This is a genomic window from Rhizorhabdus sp. (genome assembly GCF_018006725.1).
Classification (GTDB): domain Bacteria; phylum Pseudomonadota; class Alphaproteobacteria; order Sphingomonadales; family Sphingomonadaceae; genus Rhizorhabdus.
In genome coordinates, this window is the sequence record NZ_JAGMXV010000020.1 from 1 (window position 1) to 13,575 (window position 13,575).

The window sequence follows — 13,575 nt, forward strand, 5'->3', positions numbered from 1 at the left end:
GTGCAGGGCTGGATGTCGCACACCGAAGGCCTCGACGTCGGGCAGGACGGGATCACCTCGGTGAGCGAGGATTATGACGTGACCGCCAGTCGCTTCTCCGGCACGTTGCGCAGCGTCTTGGTCAAGCTGTTCTGAAAGGGCTGCCCCTGTCCGACGGTCCGGTTCACCTTGCGACAGACGATCCGGCGGGCATGCGCTTCGTCCCCGGCGGCACCTTCCGCATGGGATCGGACCGCTTCTATCCGGAAGAGCGGCCGGTCCGGCAGGTTCGGGTCGATCCCTTCTGGATAGATGTCATGCCGGTCACGAACCGCGACTTCGCGGCTTTCGTCGAGGCAACGGGCCATGTCACGCTAGCCGAGATCGCACCCGATCCCGGCGACTATCCCGGCATGCCGCCGGAAATGGCCATGCCGGGCTCGCTCGTCTTCACGCGGACCGACGGGCCGGTGGACCTGGGCGACTACAGCCGCTGGTGGTCCTTCCGCTTCGGTGCGGACTGGCGTCATCCATCGGGCCCCGAAAGCGATCTGTCGGAGCTGTGGGACCATCCCGTCGTGCACATCGCCTATGCCGACGCGGAGGCCTATGCGCGCTGGGCGGGTAAGGCCTTGCCGACCGAGGCCGAATGGGAGTTCGCGGCTCGAGGCGGTCTCGACGGCTGCGACTATGCCTGGGGCGATGAACTCGCCCCCGGCGGCGCGATGCTGGCCAATTACTGGCAGGGAGCATTTCCTTATGCGAACGACCTGCTCGACGGCTGGGAGCGCACATCCCCCGTCGGATATTATCCCGCGAACGCTTACGGATTGCATGATCTGATCGGCAATGTCTGGGAATGGACGGCGGACTGGTGGGCACTCCCGCAGCGCCATCGCAAGCCGTTCAAGGGCGCCTGCTGCATTCCTGCCAATCCGCGTGGGGGCAGGGAGCGTGACAGCCACGACCCGGCAACCCCGGGCGTGCGCATAGGCCGCAAGGTCCTCAAGGGTGGCTCGCATCTCTGCGCGCCAAGCTACTGCCAGCGCTATCGGCCGGCGGCGCGACATGCGCAGGCGGTCGACAGCTCGACCAGCCATATCGGCTTTCGTTGCGTGATGCGTCCGGCCCACGGCGACTGACCGGGCCGGCCCGACCACCGCGATATTTCCTTCTGCGGGCAATTCGCTCTACAGGCCCCGCATGGCGATCATCCTCGGTATCGAATCGAGCTGCGACGAGACGGCCGCGGCGCTGGTGACCAGCGACGGCACGGTGCTGTCGCACCGCCTGGCCGGGCAGGAGGACGCGCACCGCCCCTTTGGCGGGGTCGTGCCCGAACTGGCGGCGCGTGCGCATGTCGAGATGGCGGTGCCGCTGGTCGAAGGCGCGCTGGCCGATGCGGGCCTGACCCTCGCGGACGTCGATGCGATCGCGGCGACGGCAGGGCCTGGCCTGATCGGCGGCGTCATGGTCGGGCTGATGACTGGCAAGGCGCTCGCCCATGCGGCGGGCAAGCCCCTGATCGCCGTCAACCATCTCGAGGGCCATGCCCTCTCGCCGCGTCTGGCCGATCCGTCACTCGCCTATCCCTATCTGCTTCTGCTGGTATCCGGAGGCCATTGCCAGCTGCTCTTCGTCGAGGGTGTCGGCCGCTACCGGCGCCTCGCGACCACGATCGACGATGCCGCCGGAGAGGCCTTCGACAAGACCGCCAAGCTGCTCGGCCTAGGATTTCCCGGCGGTCCTGCCGTCGAGCGCGCGGCGCTTTCGGGCGATCCGCGCGCAGTGCCGCTGCCGCGCCCGCTGGTCGGCAGCGGCGAACCGCATTTCTCCTTCGCCGGACTGAAGAGCGCTGTGCTGCGGGCCCGCGATGCTGGCATCCACAAGCCCGAGGACATCGCGGCGTCCTTTCAGCAGGCGGTGGTCGACTGCCTGGTCGACCGGACCCGCATCGCGCTCGATGCGGCCGATGGCGCGACCGCGCTGGTCGTCGCGGGGGGCGTCGCGGCAAACCAGACGATCCGCGCGGCGCTGGCCGATCTGGCCGAGCGCTCGGGTCTGCGCTTCGCCGCACCGCCGCTCTGGCTGTGCACGGACAATGGCGCGATGATCGCCTGGGCCGGGGCCGAGCGCTTTGCCGCCGGACTGCTCGACGACATGGAGGTGCCCGCACGGGCGCGGTGGCCGCTCGATCCAACGGCGGAAAAGGCGCGCGGCGCCGGGGTGAAGGCATGACGATGAGCGTGAACGCGCCGAAAGTGGACCGGCTGGGCGTAATCGGCGGCGGCGCCTGGGGCACCGCCATGGCACAGGTGATCGCCAGCGACGGGTCCGATGTCCTGCTCTGGGCACGCGAGCCCGAGGTGGTGGCGGCCGTCAACGCTGACCATGCCAATCCGCTGTTCCTGCCAGGGCTGTCGCTCAGCCCCTCGATCCGCGCGACCGGCGCGCTTGCGGACCTGGCCGGGTGCGACGCACTTGTCGTCGTCGTCCCCGCGCAGTTCGTCCGTTCGGTGCTGGCCGACCTGCCCTGTGCCGGCAAGCCGCTGGTCCTGTGTGCCAAGGGCATGGAGGCCGGATCGCGCCAGCTGATGTCCGAGGTCGCAGCAGCGGTCGCGCCGGACTCGCCGATCGCCGTGCTGTCCGGCCCGACCTTCGCGCATGAGGTGGCGGGCGGGAAGCCGACCGCAATCACGCTCGCCTGCGAGGATGAAGGCGTCGGCCGCGCGCTGGCCGAACGACTACGCCGCCCCGGTTTCCGCCCCTATCTCTCGCAGGACGTGATCGGCGCGGAGATCGGCGGCGCGGTGAAGAACGTCCTCGCGATCGCCTGCGGCGTCGTTGAGGGCGCCGGGCTGGGGCAGAATGCGCGCGCGGCGTTGATCAGCCGGGGTTTCGCCGAAATGACCCGGTTCGGCCTGGCGCGGGGTGCGCGGGCGGAGACGCTGGCGGGCCTGTCGGGGCTTGGCGACCTGGTGCTGACCTGCTCCTCGACCAGCTCGCGCAACTTCTCGCTCGGCAAGGGGCTTGGCGAAGGCCGCTCGGCCGGCGAGCTCCTGTCTGACCGCCGCACCGTCGCGGAGGGCGCGGCGACCGCACCCGTCCTGGCCGAGGCCGCGCGCGAGGCGGGCGTCGACATGCCGATCGTCGACGCGGTCTGCGCGCTGCTCGCCGGCAAGGCGACCGTGGCGGAGGTGGTGAGCGAATTGCTGGCGCGCCCGCTCAAGCAGGAAGGGGCGTAAGGCGCCGCCTTCCCCTCCACCATGCTCCGCATGGTCCCCCTCCCCGTGCCGGGGAGGATCTTGAGCCTTCTACTAAATCCTCCCCGGCACGGGGAGGGGGACCGTCCGCAGGACGGTGGAGGGGAAGGGCGGAACGGTGGAACGATCGCTTTTCACGACGGCGGTGCCCGGGCCCGAACCGCCCCGCAGTTCTCAAGAACCGAATATGAGATCCGAAAAACGAAACTGGCCGGTCGAGCAGAAGGCCATCGCCTTGCCCTCGGGTAGTGTCATGAACTCGGTGCTGAAGCTCTTTCCAGCGATTGTCAGCGTAACATTCCCCTCGTGGCCGAGAACGAGGCTGAAGGGCAGCGGCGCGCCAGTGTCGGCTCGCGTCACGCTGCCGCGCTCGAGGCGTCCGTTTCGCTTCAGATTCAGGACGACGTCGAAATCCTTGGCGCGTGGCGACGCCATGACCAGTTGGAACCCGACGCTGTCCTTGCCATCGGCGCTTGCCAAGGTCGCGCCGGCGACAGGAAGATTGGCGCCTGCTCTCGGCTGAACGACGGCGACCGATCCCTCGATCTTCATCGGGCCGCTGACCGGCTGTGAAACGGAGGAAAAGCGATCGGCTGGAACGTCGCAGTCGAAGGCGATGCCCGCTGCATGGCTTGGTGCAGCGCAGGTCAGAACTCCGGCAAGCAGTATCGACGCTGAATGTTTCATGGGGACACAGGCCTGTTGTTCACTGGTTCGAGGTACCGCCTTCCCCTCCGCCATGCTCTGCATGGTCCCCCTCCCCGTGCCGGGGAGGAACTACCTGCGCGCGACACCTGAGTTCCACCCCGGCACGGGGAGGGGAACCGTCCGCAGGACGGTGGAGGGGATGGCGGAACGAAGATTACAGGAGAGCGGCGCCCCTCTGCCCAGGCTCAGTTCGGGTTGTCGGCCGTGCCGCCGGCCGGGCCGACGCTGCCGACGCGGCCGATATTGCCGAACAGTTCGCGGAAGAAGCCGCGCTTGCTGCCCAAGGTCGGGGTCTTGTCGGCGTAGAGCGAGACGGGCGTGACCTTTTCCAGACCGGTACGGTCGACCGAGACGACATTGCCCTTGTCGTCGAAATGCACCGCCAGGACCAGCTGCGAGACCGGCTTCGGGGTGCGATAGCCGACCTGCTTTGTGTCGCGGGCGACATAATACCAAGTACGGTTCTTGTCGAACTGACCCGCGAAGCTCGGCCGGCCCAGCGTGCGCTCGACCGATTCGCGGTTGTCGACGCCCGGGGCAACGGTGTTGATCAGGGTCGAATCGACAACATAGCCCTTATGGTCGCGGATGCGCGAGCAGCCGGCCGTCAGGCCCAGTATGGCGATCGTTCCGGCGATGGCCGCCGATCGCAACAGGGTCCGGGGCATTCGATTCTCCTCGATACTCGACATTCGCGGCGCGGCGCCCTTGCGGCGCGAACCAGCCGCCTCAATATGCGCTGGACCTGCCCAGTGGCAAGATGGCGTTACGCGGTATAGAGACGCCGCTTTATGGCCGGTGAACGGTCGCGAGGACATGACGTGCGCTTTTTGAAATCCCTCTTTGGTATCGGCCCCGATCCGCGCGAGGCGCTGATCCCCCTGTACAGTTCCGCCGTCGCCGAGGCGCGCCGCCCGGTCTGGTATGCAGACTATGGTGTGCCCGATACGCTGGATGGCCGGTTCGACATGGTCACGGCGACCTTCGCGCTGCTGCTGCTTCGCGCCGAGCGCGAGGGCGACAAGGCGGGGGAGATCTCGGCGCTGCTCACCGAATTGTTCATCGAGGATATGGAGGGCCAGGTCCGCCAGCTCGGTATCGGCGATGTGATCGTCGGCAAGCATCTGGGCAAGATGGTCTCGGCCATGGGCGGCCGGCTGCTTGCCTATCGGGAGGGCATTGCCGACCGCGAAACGCTGACCGAAGCGCTGGTCCGCAACCTGTGGCGCGGCGAGCCGGGACCGGAGGCTAAGCCGGCAGAGGCCGCCGAAGCGCTGCGCGCGCTCCATGCGCGGATGGAGTCGACTGGCTGGGATGAACTGGTCGCGCGGGGCATTCCGGCATGAGCGCGGTCGAGTTCAGCCGCCCCTTCCGGATCGACACGCTGGGCGATGGCGACCGCGCCGTGGAGATCGCGGCCGAGCCGGCAGAGCGCGCGGCGCTGGTCGAGCGTTTCGGTCTGGTTTCGCTGGACGCCTTGTCGGCGACGGCGACGCTGCGCCGCGAAGGCGAGCGGGTCTTTGCGGAAGGGCGAATCAGGGCCGTGGTCGCCCAGGCCTGCGTCGCGACGGGCGAGCCGGTGCCCTCGACCGTCGACGAAGCCTTCACGCTGCGTTTCGTGCCGGAGGGCGACGGGGGCGAGGAGGAGATCGAACTCGACGCCGAGGATTGCGACGTGGTCGACTATGCCGGCGGCAGCATCGACCTGGGCGAGGCGGTGGCCGAGACCATGATGCTCAGCCTCGATCCCTTCCCCCGTAGTGAAGGTGCCGACGCGGTCCTGCGTGAAGCGGGCGTGTTGTCGGAGGACGAGGTCGTCAGCGGCCCCTTTGCGGCACTGAAGGCGCTCAAGGACAAATTGGGCTGAGCAACGCTCCTCAGGGCACGAGGATCGTGTCCTTCGCCTCTTCGAGCATGTCGGGATAGTCGAGCGTGTAATGCAGGCCCCGGCTTTCCTTGCGGTGGAGCGCCGAACGCACGATCAGGTCGGCGACGTCGACCAGATTGCGCAGCTCGATCAGGTCGGGCGTGACGCGGAAATTGCCGTAATATTCGGCGACTTCCTGCCGCAACAGAGCGACGCGGTGCTGGGCGCGTTCGAGCCGCTTGGTGGTACGGACGATGCCGACATAGTCCCACATGAAACGGCGGATCTCGCGCCAGTTGTGCTGGACGATAACCTCTTCGTCGGAGTCCGTGACACGGCTTTCGTCCCAGGGGCGGATCGCCGGGGGGGCGGGCATTTCGTCGAAATGCGCCTTGATATGCTCCGCAGCGGCATCGCCGAATACGAAGCATTCGAGCAGCGAGTTGGAGGCGAGGCGGTTGGCGCCGTGCAGCCCCGACTGGGTCACCTCGCCCGCGGCATAGAGACCGGGCAGGTCGGTGCGGCCATCGAGATCCACCAGCACGCCGCCGCAGGTATAGTGCGCGGCGGGCACGATCGGAATCGGGTCGCGCGTGATGTCGATGCCAAGGCCCAGCAGCTTGGCGTGGATCGTCGGGAAATGCCCGGTGATGAACTCGGCCGGCTTGTGACTGATGTCGAGATGGACATAGTCGAGGCCGAGCCGCTTGATCTCATGGTCGATCGCGCGGGCGACGATGTCACGCGGGGCGAGTTCGGCGCGGCGATCGAAGCGCGGCATGAAGCGGCGGCCATTGGTCGGCAGCTTGAGCTGCCCGCCTTCACCGCGCATCGCCTCGGTGATGAGGAAATTCTTGACCTCGAGATTGTACAGGCAGGTCGGGTGGAACTGCATGAATTCCATGTTCGACACGCGACAGCCCGCGCGCCACGCCATGGCGATGCCGTCCCCGGTTGCCCCGCGCGGGGAGGTGGAGAATAGATAGGCGCGGCTGGCGCCGCCCGAGGCCAGCACGGTGGCGCGGCCGGTGAAACTCTCGATCGCGCCGGTCTTGCGGTCGAGCGCATAGACCCCCCACACATGGCCGTCGCCCGAATAGCGTTCGCCGTGGCGACTGGTGATCAGATCGATCGCTGCGCGATCGGGGAACAGCGTGATGTTGGGGTGCGCGGCGGCAGCCTTCTCAAGCGCGACCTGCACGGCATGGCCGGTGGCGTCGTTGACGTGGACGATGCGGCGGTGGCTGTGCCCGCCCTCGCGGGTCAGGTGCCAGCGATCCTCCTGGCCCTGCTCCGCCGGGTTGAAGGGGACGCCCAGCGCTGCGAGCTTCTCGATCGCGAGCGGTGCATTTTCGACCACGAACTCGACCGTCTCGCGGTTATTGAGCCCCGCACCCGCGACGATCGTGTCCTCGACATGCGATTCGAATGTGTCGCCCTGCTCCAGCACGGCCGCGATGCCGCCCTGCGCCCAGGCGGTCGAGCCGTCGGAAATCCCCGCCTTGGCGAGCACGCCGACACGGTGATGATCGGCCAGGTTGAGCGCTGCGGTAAGGCCCGCAGCACCCGAACCGATGACGATGACGTCGAACTGATGTTCAGCCATTGGCTGCGCGCGTCAGGGCGAGGAACACATCCTCCAGATCGGCCTCCTGCGTCGACACGTCGACGATGCCGAGCCCGTCGCGCTGGACGGCGGCCAGCACCTCGCCGGCATTCACCTTGTCCTTGGAATAGGTGATCACCAGCGTACGGCTGTTCTTCAGCTCGACCTTCTCGAAACAGACCGCCTCCGGGGGCGCGTCCAGATCGCGATCGACCGTCACCGACACCGCTTTTTCCTGCGCCTTGCCGACCAACTCGCGGGTCGGCTCGTTCGCGATCACCTTGCCATGGTTTATGATTGCGATCCGGTCGCAGAGCTCCTCGGCTTCCTCGAGATAGTGCGTCGTCAGCACGACCGTCACGCCTCCGGCGTTGAGCTCGCGCACATATTCCCACAGCTGCTGGCGCAGCTCTACGTCGACTCCGGCGGTCGGCTCGTCGAGCACCAGCACCGGCGGCGAATGCACCATCGCCTTGGCGACGAGCAGCCGGCGCTTCATGCCGCCCGACAGCGAACGGGCATAGGCGTCGGCCTTGTCGTGCAGATGCACCGCACGGAGCAGTGCATCGGTCTGCCGCTTCGCCTTGGGAATGCCGTAGAAGCCGGCGGTGTTCTCCAGCGTCTCGCGCGGGGTGAAGAAGGGATCGAACACGATCTCCTGCGGCACGATGCCGATCGACGCCTTGGCGTTGCGCGGGTCCGCATCGATGTCGAACCCCCAGATCGACACCTGCCCCGCGCTCTTATTGACCAGCCCGGCGAGGATGTTGATCGTGGTCGACTTGCCGGCGCCATTGGGCCCGAGCAAGCCGAAGATCTGGCCACGGGGGATGTCGAGGTCGACGTCGAACAGGGCCTGCTTGCCGCCCTTGTAGATTTTCGACAGGCCCCGGATGCTGATCGCCGCTTCGTTCATGGCGGGGGAGATAGCGGCTGCCGGCCCTCGGTGCAAAGGGAGACGAAGGGGCGGGGGACGATTGGCCTTGGTGAAGAGGACGTTGCTTCCGCCTCCGATCGCACCGCATTCCCCTCCACCGTCCTGCGGACGGTCCCCCTCCCCGTGCCGGGGAGGATCTGGATGCGCAAAATAATTCCTCCCCGGCACGGGGAGGGGAGGCGGCCTGAGGCGACGCCCTCACCCCTTGCCAGGCGCCACCGGCAGGCAATCGAGCCCCGCGCCCGCCGCTGCCGCACACAGGGCGATCGCCTGGTTCCGGTCGGTGATCGGCCCGATGCGGATGCGGACCAGCGGGCTTGCGGGGACGGCTTCATAATCCGGCGTGAAGTCGTTGGCGGCGGTCATGCGCTGGCGGATGCGCGCCCAGGCGTCGCGGGCGGCGCGGTCGCCCGAATAGGCGCCGAGCTGGATCCGCCAGGGCGGTCCGGCTGATGATGTGACGGCGGTAGAGAGCGAGGCCATGCGCGCCACTGGTTTGGCGTTGCCACTCCGGCCCGTTTTCTCCCAGTCGGCGAGGGCCAGCCGGTAGTCGGCATAGGCCCGATAGAAATCGGTGAAGGGCTGGATGAGCCGGGCGAGAGCGGCAGGCGCGGCGGTGTCGAGCGTTTCGGGAGCCAGTGCGGCCATTTCGGCGGCTACGCCCTTGGCGGCAGCACAGAAGGCTGGTTGGGCAGGAGGCTGGGCGAAGAAATTATAGACCTGGGTGACATGGGCATCGGTCGCCGAGGCGCTGCCGAAGCGGGATGCCTCGGCTTTGTAGGCGGCGGCCAGCTGTTTGCGCTGTCGTCCCAGCAGGGCATTGTAATTCGTGGTAATGCCTGTCTTGCCGGACCGGTCGCAGCTCAACGCGGCGACGTTCAAGGCCGAGCGCAGATGCCACAGCGTCTCGGTGACCGAGATATCCGAATTGACGGTGCGATAGCCGCCACGACCGTCGCTCTCGGGAAGGCGAAGCCCCTCTGGCGCACCCGATGGGGGCAGCGGGCGCGGCTGATCCGCTGCCGGCGGCGGCGTGGGAGCCGTCTTCACCGGCTTCCGGCCGCACCCGGCCAGAAGCAGGACCGCACATGTCGCTGTCACCAGAGCCTTCCCCGCACACCCCTTCATCGCCATTCCGCTTTCATCCCGACCCTGTTCCGGTCCGACCCTGCGCGCGGGGCGGGGCAATGTCAGGCGGAGTTGCGCCGGTGCGAGTCCGGCGCGGGCCGGGCCGAGTTCTTCAATAGCCGCGCCGCATGGCTTCCAGCGCAATGCCGGCCAGATTCTGCTTGCGCCCGACATGGCGGAGGCGGACGCGGTCGAACGCTGCCGCCTCGGCGCGGAAGCGGGCCAGCCAGGGACGGCGGGTCATCTGCTTGTCCGTCGCCTGCCGGATGACGGAGAGGGAGTCCCCCAGCAGAACGATATCCGACAGCCCCGCCGCCTGCGCGCGGTCGAGCGCATGGAGTACCGCCGACCATTCGGCGTCCTCATTGTCGCCCTGGCCCAATTGGGTGCGGATTTCCGCCACGCCGCGCAACACGGTGGCGGTCTCCATGGCACCGGGGTTGGGGCGGCAGCCGCCGTCGAAATAGAGGTTGGTCGGCTTGTTCATAGGGGCTTCACATGGCAGGGTTCATCGCAGCATCATGACAGCATATCGCGCCTCCCTCCGCCATGCCCTCGCGCTGACCGCTTTATTGCTGGCGGGCGCTGCCGCGCAGGCCGAGGAGACGGTCGTCTCGCTGAGCCCGGCCGAGAAGGAGAAGCTGCTCGACGCGGCTGCGCGCAAGCCGCGCCCCATCGGCGAACTGCCCGTCAATGGCATAGCGGGCAGGGCTCATGGCGAGGTCGGCATGTTCGTCGGCACCGGTGGAGCGCGCGGCGTGTTCGGCACGGCGGTCGCCCCTGTCGGCGAAACCGGCCAGATCGCCGTCTCGTTCGAGAATAGCCGCTTTCGCTACTGACGCGACGCTGAACGCATTTCTTCGCGTTGCGCGCTGCCGCGACGCTTGCTAATCGGCCCGCATGAGCATCCCGGCGCCGAATCCCGAAATCGTCTCCGTCACCAAGACGCGCGTCGCCTGCGACGGCGCCAGCGACATTCCGGGCGGAGCGGCGCTCGGCCACCCGCGCGTGTTCATCGAGATCGATACCGATATCGGCTATGCCGATTGCGGCTATTGCGATCGCCGCTTCGTGCTCGAAGCTGCCGGCCGCGGCCATCATTGATCGCCGATCCGGGCCCCGTCCCGGACCGCTGACGGACGCTTCCCAATAATCGCTATTGGGCTTCGCGTCGGAGCGCCTATATCGAGCGCATGACGATCCTTCCCGCAGACCCCCGCCATTTCCTCTATCGCGACGCGCTCGATCCCGATGCCGCGCTGCGGCTCACCGCGCAGACGCTCAAGGGCTGCGACGACGGGGAACTCTACCTTCAATATCTGACGTCGGAGAGTTTCGGCTTCGACGACGGCCGGCTCAAGACCGCCGACTACAATACCCAGGCGGGCTTCGGCCTGCGCGGCGTTTCGGGCGAGACCACCGCCTTCGCCCATGCCAATGAACTGAGCGAGGCCGCGATCCTGCGCGCGGGTGAGACGATGACCCTGCTCGATCCGTCGACCGCCGCGCCGGCCCCGCCGCCGCGCCGCACCAACACCGGCCTCTACACCGCCGACGATCCGCTGGGCCTGATCCCCTTCGCCCGCAAGGTCGAGCTCTGCCAGCAGATCGACGCCGCCGCCCGCGCCCGCGATCCGCGCGTGCAGCAGGTCTCGGTCGGTCTATCGGGATCGTGGAGCGTGGTCGAGATCGTGCGCCCCGACGGCTTCACCGCCTTCGACGTCCGCCCGCTGGTCCGCCTCAACGTGTCGATCGTGGTCGAGCAGAATGGCCGTCGCGAGAATGGCTTCTTTGGGCTCGGCGGGCGCTATCTCTATGATCGCCTGTTCGAACCGGCGACCTGGAACCGCGCGATCGACGAGGCGCTGTCGCAGGCGATCGTCAACCTCGATGCGGTGGCCGCGCCTGCCGGCGAGATGACCGTCGTCTGCGGTCCCGGCTGGCCGGGCGTGCTGCTGCACGAAGCGATCGGCCATGGCCTCGAAGGCGATTTCAACCGCAAGGGCACCTCGGCCTTCTCCGGCCGGATCGGCGAGCGCGTCGCGGCACCCGGCGTGACCGTGGTCGACGATGGCTCGATCGCCGACCGCCGCGGATCGCTGACGATCGACGACGAGGGCACGCCGACCCAGTGCAACGTCCTGATCGAGGACGGCATCCTCAAGGGCTATATCCACGACCGTCTCAACGCGCGGCTGATGGGCGTCGCGCCGACCGGCAATGGACGTCGCGAAAGCTATGCCCATGCGCCGATGCCGCGCATGACCAACACCTTCATGTATGGCGGGCAGGACGATCCGCAGGAGATCATCGCGCGCGCCGGCAACGGCATCTATGCGAAGAGCTTCGGCGGCGGGCAGGTCGACATCACCAGCGGCAAGTTCGTCTTTTCCTGCACCGAGGCGTACAAGATCGAGAATGGCAAGCTGACCGTGCCGATCAAGGGCGCGACGCTCATCGGCGACGGTCCGTCGGTCCTGACCAAGGTCACCGCGATCGGCAACGACATGGCGCTCGACGAAGGTGTCGGCATCTGCGGCAAGGGCGGCCAGTCGGTCCCCGCCGGCGTCGGTCAGCCGACGGTCATGATCTCGGGGCTAACCGTCGGCGGCACGGCGGCCTGACGGACCGAGAGGCGCGGCCATGGGCATCGCGCTGGCACTGGGCGGAGGCGCCGCGCTCGGCTGGGCGCATATCGGCGTCCTCCGCGCGCTGCAGGATCACCGCATCCCGATCCGCGCGATAGCGGGTACCTCGATCGGCGCGCTGGCGGCGGTCTGCTATGCGGCCGGGCGTCTCGACCCGCTCGAACGGATCGCGCGCTCGACCAACTGGCTGCGTGTGCTGTCCTATCTCGACATTCATTTCCGGCCCGGGGCGATGCTGGGCGGGCGTGGCATATTGCGCGAACTGGAGATGCATCTCGGGCGGCTGCAGTTCCAGGAACTGCTTATCCCTTCGGCCGTGGTGGCTTGCGATCTGGTCGCGGGCGAGCCGCTGATCATCGAGCGCGGCCCGGTGACGCCGGCGATCATGGCGTCGATCGCCATCCCCGGCCTGTTCCGTCCCGTCCAATATGAAGGCAAGTTCCTCGTCGATGGCGGGGTCGTGATGCCGGTGCCTGTGGCGGCGGCGCGCAAGATCGCGCCCGATCTGCCGATCGTCTCGGTCAATCTGCAGGGCGATTATCATGGCCGGCGGGTCGCGACTGCAATCCGTGCTCGTCCCGCACGCAACCATCCGTCGATGGCGGTCGTTCGTGCCTCGACGATGTTGCTGATGGCCGAACTCGCCCGCCACTCGCTGGCCCTCGATCCGCCCGATCATGCGCTCACCCTGCCGGTGGGCCATGTCGAGATTCACGACTTCACCCGCGCCAATGAGCTGATCGCCATCGGCCGGCGGACGGTCGAGGCGGAACTGGATGCGATCCGCGCGCTGGTCGACCGTTCGTCATGGAAGGAGAGCCGCGCGTGAACGACAAGGCCGAGCGGGACGATGCGGCGCTGACCTCGGAGATCCTGGATTTCTGGTTCCGCGAGATAGGTCCGGATCGCTGGTGGCAGCGCTCTGTGGATACCGATGCCGCCATCATCGAACGCTTCCGCGACGCTTGGGAGAGCTGGCGCAGCCGAACGCCCGAGAGCTTCCTCGGCTCACCACGAGAAGCGCTCGCCGCGATCATCCTGTTCGATCAATTCTCACGCAACATGTTCCGCGGACATGCCGACGCCTTCTCGACCGATCCGCTGGCGCTTGCCATCGCGAAGCTGGCGGTCGACCGCAGCCTCGATGATGCGCTGACCCCCGATGAGCGCAGCTTCCTCTACATGCCCTTCATGCATAGCGAGGCGATCGAGGATCAGAACCGTTCGGTCGCGCTCTTCACCGCGCTCGGCAATGCGAACTCGCTCGATTTCGCCCACAAGCACCACGATATCGTAGAGCGCTATGGCCGTTTCCCTGCGCGCAATGCGGCGCTGGGCCGCGCTAACCGGGCGGGTGAGGAAAGTGCCATCGAAATGAGCAGAGACTGGTAGGTCGGGCCTGCCTAAAAAACGGGCAGGGCTTAACAAATGATCAAACT

16 protein-coding genes are annotated in these 13,575 nt (G+C 67.5%); 10 read left to right on the forward strand and 6 right to left on the reverse strand.

The genetic code is table 11. The features are described 5' to 3' along the window. Nucleotides 1–191: 191 nt before the first annotated feature. The 3 genes from KAY22_RS04995 (at nucleotide 192) to KAY22_RS05005 (ending at nucleotide 3,224) form a co-directional block, all read left to right on the forward strand. On the forward strand, nucleotides 192–1,121 hold the full coding sequence (locus KAY22_RS04995; protein ID WP_296620700.1) for a formylglycine-generating enzyme family protein: 930 nt from the start codon (nucleotides 192–194) through the stop codon (nucleotides 1,119–1,121). A gap of 61 nt (nucleotides 1,122–1,182) precedes the next feature. Next, nucleotides 1,183–2,217 (forward strand): tRNA (adenosine(37)-N6)-threonylcarbamoyltransferase complex transferase subunit TsaD, encoded by a 1,035-nt coding sequence (gene tsaD, locus KAY22_RS05000; protein ID WP_296620702.1) that lies wholly within the window; start codon nucleotides 1,183–1,185, stop codon nucleotides 2,215–2,217. Continuing rightward, entirely contained in the window at nucleotides 2,214–3,224 is a 1,011-nt protein-coding gene (locus KAY22_RS05005; protein WP_296620704.1) for an NAD(P)H-dependent glycerol-3-phosphate dehydrogenase, read from the forward strand. The genes tsaD and KAY22_RS05005 overlap by 4 nt, the downstream gene beginning before the upstream one ends. A 192-nt stretch (nucleotides 3,225–3,416) precedes the next feature. Here the strand turns inward: KAY22_RS05005 and KAY22_RS05010 are convergent, their stop codons facing one another. Together KAY22_RS05010 and KAY22_RS05015 are read right to left on the reverse strand one after the other, a co-directional pair. Next, nucleotides 3,417–3,992, reverse strand: a complete 576-nt coding sequence (locus tag KAY22_RS05010; RefSeq protein ID WP_296620706.1) for a hypothetical protein — start codon at nucleotides 3,990–3,992, stop codon at nucleotides 3,417–3,419. A gap of 143 nt (nucleotides 3,993–4,135) precedes the next feature. Next, a complete protein-coding gene (locus KAY22_RS05015) occupies nucleotides 4,136–4,618 on the reverse strand; it encodes an outer membrane protein assembly factor BamE (protein WP_296620708.1) in 483 nt (160 codons plus the stop codon). Between the two features lie 153 nt (nucleotides 4,619–4,771). On the opposite strand from KAY22_RS05015, the gene KAY22_RS05020 reads away from it, so the two are divergent. Both KAY22_RS05020 and KAY22_RS05025 read left to right on the forward strand, forming a co-directional pair. Further along, on the forward strand, nucleotides 4,772–5,296 hold the full coding sequence (locus tag KAY22_RS05020; protein WP_296620713.1) for a ubiquinol-cytochrome C chaperone family protein: 525 nt from the start codon (nucleotides 4,772–4,774) through the stop codon (nucleotides 5,294–5,296). Next, the gene (locus KAY22_RS05025; protein ID WP_296620715.1) at nucleotides 5,293–5,817 is read left to right on the forward strand and encodes a DUF177 domain-containing protein; all 525 of its coding nucleotides are present in this window, start codon (nucleotides 5,293–5,295) and stop codon (nucleotides 5,815–5,817) included. Before KAY22_RS05020 ends, KAY22_RS05025 begins: the two co-directional genes overlap by 4 nt. Before the next feature lie 10 nt (nucleotides 5,818–5,827). Here the strand turns inward: KAY22_RS05025 and nadB are convergent, their stop codons facing one another. The 4 genes from nadB to KAY22_RS05045 form a co-directional block, all read right to left on the reverse strand. Then, complete coding sequence (nadB, locus tag KAY22_RS05030; protein ID WP_296620719.1) at nucleotides 5,828–7,423, reverse strand: L-aspartate oxidase; 1,596 nt, start codon at nucleotides 7,421–7,423, stop codon at nucleotides 5,828–5,830. Continuing rightward, the gene (locus KAY22_RS05035) at nucleotides 7,416–8,339 is read right to left on the reverse strand and encodes an ABC transporter ATP-binding protein (RefSeq protein ID WP_296620721.1); all 924 of its coding nucleotides are present in this window, start codon (nucleotides 8,337–8,339) and stop codon (nucleotides 7,416–7,418) included. Before KAY22_RS05035 ends, nadB begins: the two co-directional genes overlap by 8 nt. Nucleotides 8,340–8,558: 219 nt before the next feature. After that, complete coding sequence (locus tag KAY22_RS05040) at nucleotides 8,559–9,461, reverse strand: SPOR domain-containing protein (RefSeq protein WP_296620723.1); 903 nt, start codon at nucleotides 9,459–9,461, stop codon at nucleotides 8,559–8,561. A 139-nt stretch (nucleotides 9,462–9,600) separates the two neighbouring features. Beyond that, on the reverse strand, nucleotides 9,601–9,975 hold the full coding sequence (locus KAY22_RS05045) for a reverse transcriptase-like protein (protein WP_296620725.1): 375 nt from the start codon (nucleotides 9,973–9,975) through the stop codon (nucleotides 9,601–9,603). Nucleotides 9,976–10,009: 34 nt separating this feature from the next. On the opposite strand from KAY22_RS05045, the gene KAY22_RS05050 reads away from it, so the two are divergent. From KAY22_RS05050 to KAY22_RS05070, 5 genes are all read left to right on the forward strand, one after another. After that, nucleotides 10,010–10,327 (forward strand): hypothetical protein, encoded by a 318-nt coding sequence (locus KAY22_RS05050; protein WP_296620727.1) that lies wholly within the window; start codon nucleotides 10,010–10,012, stop codon nucleotides 10,325–10,327. Between the two features lie 61 nt (nucleotides 10,328–10,388). Beyond that, complete coding sequence (locus KAY22_RS05055) at nucleotides 10,389–10,592, forward strand: zinc-finger domain-containing protein (protein WP_296620730.1); 204 nt, start codon at nucleotides 10,389–10,391, stop codon at nucleotides 10,590–10,592. 89 nt (nucleotides 10,593–10,681) lie between these two features. After that, the gene (gene tldD / locus KAY22_RS05060) at nucleotides 10,682–12,112 is read left to right on the forward strand and encodes a metalloprotease TldD (RefSeq protein ID WP_296620733.1); all 1,431 of its coding nucleotides are present in this window, start codon (nucleotides 10,682–10,684) and stop codon (nucleotides 12,110–12,112) included. A gap of 19 nt (nucleotides 12,113–12,131) precedes the next feature. Next, nucleotides 12,132–12,965, forward strand: a complete 834-nt coding sequence (locus KAY22_RS05065) for a patatin-like phospholipase family protein (protein ID WP_296620736.1) — start codon at nucleotides 12,132–12,134, stop codon at nucleotides 12,963–12,965. Continuing rightward, entirely contained in the window at nucleotides 12,962–13,528 is a 567-nt protein-coding gene (locus KAY22_RS05070; protein WP_296620738.1) for a DUF924 family protein, read from the forward strand. Before KAY22_RS05065 ends, KAY22_RS05070 begins: the two co-directional genes overlap by 4 nt. The last annotated feature ends 47 nt before the right edge of the window (nucleotides 13,529–13,575 follow it).

Bases quoted from the DNA above. Each gene is read 5' to 3' on its own strand.
- KAY22_RS04995 (WP_296620700.1), top strand. From the start codon at position 192: ATGCGCTTCGTCCCCGGCGGCACCTTCCGCATGGGATCGGACCGCTTC.
- tsaD (WP_296620702.1), top strand. From the start codon at position 1,183: ATGGCGATCATCCTCGGTATCGAATCGAGCTGCGACGAGACGGCCGCG.
- KAY22_RS05005 (WP_296620704.1), top strand. From the start codon at position 2,214: ATGACGATGAGCGTGAACGCGCCGAAAGTGGACCGGCTGGGCGTAATC.
- KAY22_RS05010 (WP_296620706.1), bottom strand. From the start codon at position 3,992: ATGCAGAGCATGGCGGAGGGGAAGGCGGTACCTCGAACCAGTGAACAA.
- KAY22_RS05015 (WP_296620708.1), bottom strand. From the start codon at position 4,618: ATGCCCCGGACCCTGTTGCGATCGGCGGCCATCGCCGGAACGATCGCC.
- KAY22_RS05025 (WP_296620715.1), top strand. From the start codon at position 5,293: ATGAGCGCGGTCGAGTTCAGCCGCCCCTTCCGGATCGACACGCTGGGC.
- nadB (WP_296620719.1), bottom strand. From the start codon at position 7,423: ATGGCTGAACATCAGTTCGACGTCATCGTCATCGGTTCGGGTGCTGCG.
- KAY22_RS05035 (WP_296620721.1), bottom strand. From the start codon at position 8,339: ATGAACGAAGCGGCGATCAGCATCCGGGGCCTGTCGAAAATCTACAAG.
- KAY22_RS05045 (WP_296620725.1), bottom strand. From the start codon at position 9,975: ATGAACAAGCCGACCAACCTCTATTTCGACGGCGGCTGCCGCCCCAAC.
- KAY22_RS05050 (WP_296620727.1), top strand. From the start codon at position 10,010: ATGACAGCATATCGCGCCTCCCTCCGCCATGCCCTCGCGCTGACCGCT.
- KAY22_RS05055 (WP_296620730.1), top strand. From the start codon at position 10,389: ATGAGCATCCCGGCGCCGAATCCCGAAATCGTCTCCGTCACCAAGACG.
- tldD (WP_296620733.1), top strand. From the start codon at position 10,682: ATGACGATCCTTCCCGCAGACCCCCGCCATTTCCTCTATCGCGACGCG.
- KAY22_RS05065 (WP_296620736.1), top strand. From the start codon at position 12,132: ATGGGCATCGCGCTGGCACTGGGCGGAGGCGCCGCGCTCGGCTGGGCG.